This is a genomic window from Pseudomonas nitroreducens, assembly GCF_014204515.1.
GTDB lineage: Bacteria > Pseudomonadota > Gammaproteobacteria > Pseudomonadales > Pseudomonadaceae > Pseudomonas > Pseudomonas nitritireducens_A.
The window spans coordinates 1-2,567 of sequence record NZ_JACHLI010000075.1 but is presented as its reverse complement, the minus strand read 5'-3'; the positions used below and the strand labels follow the sequence as shown (position 1 = coordinate 2,567).

Here is a 2,567-nt window from a genome sequence, read left to right as displayed (position 1 = left end):
TGGGCAAGAAGACATTGGAGAATGAGATTCTCCGAGAGGCTGTGGAGTACGGTCGCTCAAAAAATTGGATTGCGCGCTCGCCCTTACTGCCGGGGTGGACTTGACCTTTCCACTCGCACGCTGAATCATATGTGGTAAGCTACAAAGCAAGGCACATATTTGATGTTCGAACTTAAAGACCTACCCTCTCGAGAAACACTTGCCCGATTCGGCAAGCTCTACGACAACCCAGATGTGGGCGGTCTTCACACCTGGCTGGTATGGGCATCAGCAACCAATGAGATGTTGTCAGCCTTCGACGACAACTTAGCGAGAGAAGGCCTATCGCAGACGCCTTTTTTTGTCCTACTGCTGCTCAAGCGCAACCCCGAAGGACTCACCATTGGGGTGCTTGCAGACGGCGTGGCTGTAGCGTCGCAAACAATGACACGGGCCATCAATAAAATGGAAGTGGCGAACTTGTGCAGCAAACATCCCGACCCCAATGACGGACGCTCCTGGATCGTTCGACTGACGTCCGACGGGGACGTTGCTCTGGGTAAGGTTCTGCCCAAGCATTACTCCTGGGTAGCCAGTTTCATGAGCCACTTCAATACGGAAGAACGCGAGTTGCTGGTACGGCTGATGATGAAGGTGTCTCCAGCGTTGCAGCAGATCAGGTTGACAGCTGGACTCGACTGAAAAGTCGAGTTTCAGCCAGTTATGTAGCTAGCTACAAAGCTAGCTACAAAATATGGATTTTCGCTGAGCGAAAGAAGATCACCTCATCGGAGATGGCTGTTGTCGTTCCAGCCAACTTTTTGCGAGATATGTAGCCATGCACAAATTAGCTAATGATATTTCCTCACAGCGCACTCCCTCCCTTTTGATATTGATGGTGGTCTGTGCACTGGCGGTGGTTTCGCTCCTCTACATTCCTATTCCCATCCTGCCTTTGCTGGCAAGCACCTATCAAATTCCCATGCAACAAACCGGATATGCATTAGCCGCATTCGGCTTCGCTTACGCCACAGGCTTTCTGGTATTCGGTCCGCTATCAGATAGGATCGGCCGCAAGACAGTCATGATCGGCGGGTTGGTGCTTTTAGCAGTGATCACGCTGGGATTGACTTGGATAAGTACTCCAGGCCTGTTTATATCGGGCCGGGCCCTGCAGGGATTCGCAGCGGCATCCTTCCCACCCGTAGCCTTGGCATATCTGTCCGAGCACGGCAGCTCCCGGCAACGCGTGTGGGCAATGGCATGGATGAGTACCGCTTTCCTTTCGGCGGGGTTAATCGGCCAGATCTATGGCAGTGCCGTTGCCGAGCACTGGGGATTTCACTGGGCGCTCATCCCCTTAGCGGCTATTTATAGCATGACTGCACTGTGCTTGCTCCGCGCCCCGGAAGTCCATCGCGACGCAGTACCGAGAGTTTCCTTATTGCAGGTCTATCGGCCGATTTTCTCGCTGCTGGGCGATCCAGCAATGCGGCGCGTTTATCTACCTGCGTCACTGCTCTTGATGTCCTTCGTCGCGTTCTACATCGGTTTGGACATACACCTGGGAGCAGCCATAGAACAGAGCGGTATCAGCCGGATGCAGGCGCGCGGCATTGCATTGCCGGCGTTCCTGGCCTCATTGCTGGCCGCCAAGATGATCGGCCGCTGGGGCGCTCAGCGAGTTGTCAGCAGTGGGCTCGCCATCGCCATGATCGGATTGCTGTCCTGCTCAATTGCTGGGCAGGGGCACATCCTCTTATTGCTGGTCGCCAGTGTCATCTTCGTCACGGGTGTCGCTATTAGCATCCCCGGCCTGATTTCACGAATTGCCGCTGTTGCACCGCCTGCGGTGCGCGGGCTGGCAGTGTCCTTCTACACCTTCGTGCTTTTTGTCGGTGCGAGCCTCGGTCCCTGGCTCGCTAACTACAGCACAGCATGGCAAGTGGAGTTTTTGTTCCTGGCTCTTGCAACCGCTCTAGGCGTTGCGGCGCTGTATAGCGTCGCACAGAGGGGTGAAAGCCGAGTGCGCTCTAGTTAAGCAGGCTCACTTTCCATAGCGGGACAGTTAATGGAAGGCGAGCTTGTATGTGCAGCAAACCCGATTGGGCCAAACGACCTGCCGCCGGCCCCCAGTAATTGAAAAGGAAATTCAGTAATGGGAATTTACGTTGTAGTCGCAAATCAGTTCGAAGACTTCTCTAAACACGCCAACTTGATGTCCTACGGGGCTCTGCTTAAGGCATTTAAGGGACATGGGCGATCTACGCTAAAAGGCATCAGGTTCGTTGCCGGTCAGGGGCTGGGGCATAAGGAAATCCAGCATGTCTATCGACAAGCGACTGCTCTGGGATACACCGAAGAGCTTGAGCATTGGCGCATGTGGACAGATACGGTGCCCGCTGGCCGGGATATTTCCCATAAACACAGGCAGGAAAACGTACTGATCTCCGTTCCGGAAAAGACGGACGAAGACACCTATACCAGCAATCTCCTGGTTTGGCCCCCTGTATCTGAGGACAGGGCCTCACGCTTAAACTAGGAGATAGTCTTGTGACTGGTTTTAAGCGTATGCCCAATGGAAGTGA

Annotated in this window: 3 protein-coding genes; all 3 read left to right on the top strand. The window is 54.1% G+C overall.

The window, feature by feature from the left end; all coding sequences use genetic code 11:
• Positions 1–162 precede the first annotated feature (162 nt).
• The 3 genes from HNP46_RS35565 to HNP46_RS35555 all read left to right on the top strand — a co-directional run bounded on the left by HNP46_RS35565 (position 163) and on the right by HNP46_RS35555 (position 2,521).
• Positions 163–681 carry a MarR family winged helix-turn-helix transcriptional regulator gene (locus HNP46_RS35565; RefSeq protein ID WP_184598982.1) on the top strand — a complete coding sequence of 173 codons (519 nt, stop codon included), beginning with the start codon at positions 163–165 and terminating at the stop codon, positions 679–681.
• 136 nt (positions 682–817) lie between these two features.
• Entirely contained in the window at positions 818–2,020 is a 1,203-nt protein-coding gene (locus HNP46_RS35560) for an MFS transporter (RefSeq protein ID WP_184598980.1), read from the top strand.
• Positions 2,021–2,137: 117 nt separating this feature from the next.
• On the top strand, positions 2,138–2,521 hold the full coding sequence (locus tag HNP46_RS35555; protein ID WP_184598978.1) for a hypothetical protein: 384 nt from the start codon (positions 2,138–2,140) through the stop codon (positions 2,519–2,521).
• Positions 2,522–2,567 lie beyond the last annotated feature (46 nt).

Bases quoted from the DNA above. Each gene is read 5' to 3' on its own strand.
- HNP46_RS35565 (WP_184598982.1), top strand. From the start codon at position 163: ATGTTCGAACTTAAAGACCTACCCTCTCGAGAAACACTTGCCCGATTC.
- HNP46_RS35560 (WP_184598980.1), top strand. From the start codon at position 818: ATGCACAAATTAGCTAATGATATTTCCTCACAGCGCACTCCCTCCCTT.
- HNP46_RS35555 (WP_184598978.1), top strand. From the start codon at position 2,138: ATGGGAATTTACGTTGTAGTCGCAAATCAGTTCGAAGACTTCTCTAAA.